General features: G+C 43.3%; 2 protein-coding genes and 1 rRNA gene. 1 reads left to right on the top strand and 2 read right to left on the bottom strand.

What is annotated here, in order from left to right; translation table 11 throughout:
• Window positions 1-232: 232 nt before the first annotated feature.
• A 5S ribosomal RNA gene (gene rrf, locus J4E06_RS03290) occupies window positions 233-344 on the top strand.
• Window positions 345-490: 146 nt separating this feature from the next.
• Here the strand turns inward: rrf and J4E06_RS03285 are convergent.
• Together J4E06_RS03285 and gltB are read right to left on the bottom strand one after the other, a co-directional pair.
• Entirely contained in the window at window positions 491-1,957 is a 1,467-nt protein-coding gene (locus J4E06_RS03285) for a glutamate synthase subunit beta (RefSeq protein ID WP_349522600.1), read from the bottom strand.
• Between the two features lie 8 nt (window positions 1,958-1,965).
• Window positions 1,966-6,471 carry a glutamate synthase large subunit gene (gene gltB, locus J4E06_RS03280; protein ID WP_349522613.1) on the bottom strand — a complete coding sequence of 1,502 codons (4,506 nt, stop codon included), beginning with the start codon at window positions 6,469-6,471 and terminating at the stop codon, window positions 1,966-1,968.
• Window positions 6,472-6,779 lie beyond the last annotated feature (308 nt).

Below are 6,779 nucleotides of genomic sequence, written 5' to 3'. Positions count from 1 at the left end.
GCAGCCGAGCGGTACTAATTGCCCGTAAGCTTGCGCATTGCCCTTTCGCAAGCTCCTTATGATCAGGACATACCTCGTTGATTCTTCTTTACGGATGCACGCATCCGTCCCATAATATGTCATATTAAAAGACTGTTCTCTTTGCATGAACATCGGCAAGGTTCGATGTTATGGCAAAGAGATGCCGAAACACACTTCGACTTCGCTCAGTGTAAAAGTTTGGCATTAAAATCTAGGTGGCCATGGCGACGGGGCCCACCCCTTTCCATTCCGAACAGGGAAGTTAAGCCCGTTTGCGCCGATGGTACTGCCACACCAGGTGGGAGAGTAGGTCGCCGCCTTCTTTGAAGCCCCTCACATATGTGAGGGGCTTTTTTTATGCTCCGTTTTTGAGGTATATTTTTAATTGTTCTGTACTCAGACAATTAAAAACTCCCCTAGGCAAAGCCTAGAGGAGTCACGTAAGTTTAGTTGAGATTTACGTGTTTTTTTATACCCTGGGTAGATCTCCCTCCCCTTTTAAGGGCAAATCAGATTTTCCCATTAAATACGTGTCCACGTGATGAGCAGCTTCTCTTCCTTCTGAGATGGCCCAAACAATAAGAGATTGTCCTCTTCTTTGATCGCCAGCTACAAATACTCCGGGAACATTGGTTTTATAATTGTCTATTGATGCTTTGATATTAGTTCTTGAATCCATTTCAAGATTTAGTTGATCGGCAATCGTCGTCTCCGATCCGGTAAAGCCCAGAGCTAACAGGACCAAATCACAATCCCATTCTTTTTCGGTACCTTCTACTTCTTTGAGTATGGGGCGTTGGCCAGGTTGCTTGATCCATTCAACTTCTACAGTTACCAAGCTTTCTAAATTTCCAGCTTTATCGGTATTAAATCTTTTCGTTGAAATGCTAAACTTTCGTTCAGCTCCTTCCTTATGGGAGGAACTGGTACGCAATCGCATGGGCCAAAATGGCCATGGTTGCCCTTCTGGACGTGCTGTGGTGCCTTTGGGCATGATTTCAAAATTGGTAACGGAAGTTGCTCCTTGTCTTATGGAGGTTCCAATACAGTCGGAGCCGGTATCACCACCACCAATCACGATTACTTTTTTGCCTTTTGCTGAAATCTCTTCTCCTTTATAAGGGATGCCATCTACTTTTCTGTTGTTCTGTGGTAAAAAATCCATGGCTTGTACAACACCTTGCGCATCTATTCCTGGTATAGGGAGACTTCGTCTTACCGTTGCTCCACCACAAAGTACAACGGAGTCATATTTTTTCTGAAGCTCTTCTGCAGTGATATCTACACCAATATGAACTCCCGTTTTAAATGTAATGCCCTCTTGCTCCATTACCTCCAATCGTCTATCGATAATGTTTTTCTCCATTTTAAAATCTGGAATACCGTATCGCAGCAAACCTCCAGGTTTTTCGTCTCTTTCGAAAACCGTGACGGTGTGTCCCGCTCGATTAAGCTGTTGTGCAGCTGCAAGACCTGCAGGTCCCGAACCAACCACAGCAACTGTTTTATCTGTCCGAGTGATTGGTGCTTCTGGTCGAATCCATCCATTTTTGAAGGCTGTTTCTGCAATGTTCTTTTCAATATTTTCAATGGAGACAGGAGGTTCGTTTATACCTAGCACACACGATTCTTCGCAGGGTGCGGGACACAACCTTCCAGTAAACTCTGGAAAATTATTGGTGGAGTGAAGTATTTCGGCTGCTTTTTCCCATTTACCCTTGTACACCGCATCATTAAAATCTGGAATTAAGTTACCTAGCGGGCAACCGCTATGGCAAAATGGAATCCCGCAGTCCATACATCGGGCTCCTTGTTTCTTTAATTCGTCCTCTTTGAGGGGTTTTGTAAACTCCTTATAGTTTTTGATTCGTTCCTTGACAGGGACGTATGCTTCGTCCTTCCTGTCATATTCCAAAAATCCTGTAATCTTTCCCATGTCTCAAATTATAAGGTTTGCAATTTTTCTTCTTCCAATCGGATAAGTGCTTGACGGTATTCTTCTGGGAATACTTTGATGAATTTTGGAAGACATTTTTCCCAATTTTCAAGAATACTTTGCGCCAACGGACTTAAAGTGGCATTGTAGTGGTTTTCTATCAAGTCTTTCAACTGTTTGATGTCGTCTGCCTCATCCACAGGTAAAAGATTTAAGTGGTCTCCATTACAATTTTGCCTGAATGTGTTTTCCTTATCGTAGATAAAGGCAATTCCTCCGCTCATTCCAGCACCGAAATTTCTTCCGACCGAACCAAGAACAACGGCAACACCACCGGTCATATATTCGCAACCATGATCGCCAATACCCTCGACCACTGCTTTTGCCCCAGAATTTCTTACACAGAAACGCTCTCCAGCTTTACCGTTGATATAAGCTTCACCGGATGTTGCACCATATAGGGTAACATTCCCCGTGATGACATTGTCCTCTGGTTTTATAGTTGATTTAAAAGGTACTTTGATGACCAATTTCGCTCCTGAAAGTCCTTTGCCGAGGTAATCGTTGGTGTTTCCATTGACCACCATGGTGAGTCCTTTTGTGGCAAATGCTCCAAAACTTTGCCCGGCAGACCCGGTAAAGTTTAACCTAAGCGTGTTTTCGGGCAGCCCGTCCGCACCATAAATCTTAGAAATCTCATTACTGATAATGGCACCTACGGCTCTGTCCGTATTATGGATTGGGAAATCCAATGTGGTTTTCTCTTTCCGGAATAGGGCGGGGTGAGCCTTACCTATAATTTCAAATTCAATGGATTTATCAACTTCATGATATTGTTTTTCGGTATTGTGGAACTTGGTTCCTTCAGGCACATTAACTTGATAAAGAATTGGGGTCAAGTCGATTCCAGCAGCTTTGTAATGTTCTATGGCTTTCTTTCTGTCCAATTTCTGAACCTGGCCTACCATTTCGTTCAAGGTTCTAAAACCGAGTTTGGCCATAATCTCGCGAAGTTCCTGTGCTACAAAGTACATATAGTTAACTACGTGTTCGGGTTTTCCCTCAAACTTTTTGCGCAGTTCTGGATTCTGTGTGGCAATACCTACGGGACAGGTGTTCAAATGGCAAACGCGCATCATAATACAGCCGGAAGCTACCAAAGGTGCCGTGGCAAATCCGAATTCTTCCGCACCCAACAAACAGGCTATGGCAACATCCCGACCTGTTTTTAACTGTCCGTCACATTCTAGGACCACCCGGTTTCTTAAATCGTTCAACACCAAAGTCTGTTGTGCCTCGGCTATACCAAGCTCCCAAGGTAGTCCGGCGTGCTTTAGGGAGGTTAAGGGGGAAGCTCCCGTACCTCCATCAAATCCAGAAATGAGAATTACATCTGCCTTGGCTTTGGCAACACCAGCTGCCACAGTTCCTACCCCAACTTCTGAAACAAGCTTTACGTTAACACGTGCTTCCCTGTTTGCAGATTTTAAATCGTAGATCAGTTGCGACAAATCCTCAATGGAATAGATGTCGTGGTGGGGTGGAGGGGAAATCAATCCTACATAAGGAGTCGAGTTCCTTGTTTTGGCAATGGCCGGGTTTACTTTTGGCCCTGGCAACTGACCACCTTCACCTGGTTTTGCTCCTTGCGCCATTTTAATCTGGATTTCCTGAGCACTGGTCAGATAGTTGGAAGTTACCCCAAACCTACCTGAAGCAACTTGCTTTATGGCACTGTTTTTCCAATCTCCTGTTTGACTTTTATAGAAACGAGCCGAATCTTCTCCTCCTTCACCTGAATTACTCTTTCCTCCAATCCGGTTCATGGCAACCGCAAGATTTTCGTGGGCCTCCTTACTGATACTTCCATAGGACATCGCCCCAGTTTTAAACCTTTTTACGATTTCGGTCCAAGGTTCTACTTCTTCAAGTGGAATAGGGTCGTAGTTCGAAAATTCGAACAGTCCGCGGATGGTCATTAGGTGTTTGGATTGCTCATTGACCAGTTTGGAATACTCCTTATAAGTATCCGGCTCGTTATTGCGTACCGATTTTTGAAGCATGGCGACACTTAATGGATTGAACATGTGCTTCTCGCCATTTCTTCTCCATCGATACTCTCCACCGACCTCAATTTCGAGATTGGCAGCTATTTCCTGAGATAGGAACGCCTTTTTGTGGCGTTTGGTAATTTCTTTTTCAATTTCGTACAGTCCAATTCCCTGAATACGGGTCGGGGTGTTCGGAAAGTATTTGTCCACCACCGTGGTGTTGATTCCGATACACTCAAATAACTGCGATCCCCTGTAGGAATTAAGGGTGGATATCCCGATTTTGTTCATCACTTTTAGGATTCCTTTTCCGATGGCCTTGTTATAATTTTTGACCGCTTCCTCAAAAGTGTAATCCGTGATATTGTCTTCTTCAATTTGTTCCCCAATGATTTCGTTTACCAAATAGGGGTTGATAGCACTTGCCCCAAAACCGAACAATAAGGCGAAATGATGCACTTCTCTCGGCTCTGCTGATTCTATGATGATGCTCAATTTAGAGCGTTTGCCCAATTTTCTGAGTCCGCTGTTCACATAGGAGCATGCCAATAATGCGGGAATCGGGGCCATTTCGGCACTCACCATTCTATCCGATAGAATAATTATGTTGGCGTTCTCATCAATCGCTTTGGAGGCTTGTTGCAAAATGGCGTCCAAACCTTCTTCAAGTCCGTTGTGTCCCTTGTTTATCTCGTAAAGCATAGGAATGGAGATAACCTTATAATCCGGGCTTGAGTCGTAATTTTTGATTTTGTCCAAATCCTCTTTGGAAATGACCGGATTTTGGATTTTCAACTTGCGACAATGCAGTTCCGAAAAATCAAAAATATTGTGGTCGCTTCCAAGTGTAAGACTAATATCCGTAATCAATTCTTCCCGGATACCATCCAATGGTGGGTTGGTAACTTGGGCAAATAGTTGTTTAAAATAGTTGTAGATCAATTGCGGACGCTCGGACAATACTGCTATGGGAGTATCAGACCCCATGGAACCAATGGGTTCTTTGCCATTTTGGGCCATGGGCATTATAATGGTATTGATGTCCTCTTGGGTATATCCAAAGGCGGTTCTTCGTGTTTGTAAAGGGAATTCACCGAAGAAAACGGGACAATCATTGTACGGTATCTCTTTTAAATGTACCAGGTTGTTGTCCAACCATTTTTTATATGGATGCTTTTTGGCGATATGCTCTTTGATTTCCTCATCGTTCACAATTCGTCCTTCTTCCATATTGACCAAGAACATTTTTCCTGGTTCCAGTCTTCCGTGGAATTCAATGTCCTCTGGTTCAAGTTCCACTACACCGGTTTCTGATGACATGATTACGTATCCTTGCTTGGTCACCGAATATCTGGAAGGGCGCAAACCGTTCCTGTCCAATACCGCACCGATATAGTTTCCATCTGTAAATGGTATGGATGCCGGTCCGTCCCAAGGCTCCATAAGGCAGGAGTTATATTCGTAAAAGGCTCTCTTGGCTTCGGACATATCAGGGTTTTTCTCCCAAGCTTCGGGTACCAACATCATCATCACCTCTGGTAGGGAGCGTCCAGTCATCAATAGCAATTCAACCACCATATCCATACTGGCGGAGTCCGATTTTGCCGGCAATACAACGGGAAGTATCTTTTTAATGTCTTCACCGAACCAGTCGCTTTCCATCAACTCTTCGCGCGAGCGCATGCGGGAAACATTGCCTCTCAGTGTATTTATTTCACCATTGTGGCACATATACCTAAAGGGTTGTGCCAAATCCCACATCGGGAATGTATTTGTGGAGAATCTTTGGTGCACCAATGCCAAGCGGGTTACAACCCTTGGGTCTAAAAGGTCCTCGTAGTATCTGCTAATGTCTTTTGGTACCAAAAGTCCTTTGAAGATGATTATTTTGGTGGATAGACTTGGCAGGTAAAAGAATTCACTTTCGGATAACTTACTTTCTATTACGGTGTGCTCGGTAATTTTCCGTGCAATGAAGAGCTTAAGGTTGAACTGGAAATCGTCGAGTGATTGGCCTTTGGCAACAAAAACCTGCATTACGTAGGGCTCGGTCTCTGCAGCTATACTTCCGGGAACGGAACGGTTAACGGGTACGTTTCTCCAGCCCAACAATTGGAGACCTTGTTTTTCTATATTCTCTTCAAGAACTTTTATGCAGAAGTCACGTTGGTTTTCTTTTTGAGGAAGAAAAACATTGGCTACCGCATAGTCACCAGCTTCGGGCAAGTCAAAAGCGCATACATCTTTAAAAAAGTCATGGGGAACATCAATCAATATTCCTGCGCCATCACCAGTTTTGCCATCTGCACTCACAGCACCTCTGTGTTCCAATTTATCTAGAATTTCGAGGGCTTTGTGTATTATGTCGTTGGACTTAATTCCCTTAAGACTGCAAATAAAACCTGCACCACAGTTATCATGCTCAAATTCTGGTAAGTATAAACCTTGTTTCTTCAATCCCATCATTAACGTATTTCTTCAAAAATATCAAATAGGATGAATAAACAATAAGGTTTTTATTGATTATCAGATAAATAATCAACGTAATGGTTCAAGGGTTAAAAAAAATTCATTTTAGGAATATAGGGAATGCTAAATTGTGATTATCTCAAATTGAGCGCTAAAATCACCTTCGTCCCTAATCAAAAAAGAGTATTTTGTGTGATTGGGGTGTTTTTAAGAGTGTGAGTCTTGTTATGGGCAGGGATTTTTATGGATAAAAACCTATTTAGAAAATAGCACCCCCTAATTTTGGTAGGGGGTGTGTACTA

It is taken from the genome of Allomuricauda sp. NFXS6 (assembly GCF_040148835.1).
Lineage (GTDB): Bacteria > Bacteroidota > Bacteroidia > Flavobacteriales > Flavobacteriaceae > Flagellimonas.
The sequence above is the reverse complement of the archived record's forward strand: the minus strand, read 5'-3'. Positions and strand labels throughout refer to the sequence as shown.

What these genes read in the sequence shown, in the direction of transcription:
- J4E06_RS03285 (WP_349522600.1), bottom strand. Translation starts at nt 1,957, where the DNA reads ATGGGAAAGATTACAGGATTTTTGGAATATGACAGGAAGGACGAAGCA.
- gltB (WP_349522613.1), bottom strand. Translation starts at nt 6,471, where the DNA reads ATGGGATTGAAGAAACAAGGTTTATACTTACCAGAATTTGAGCATGAT.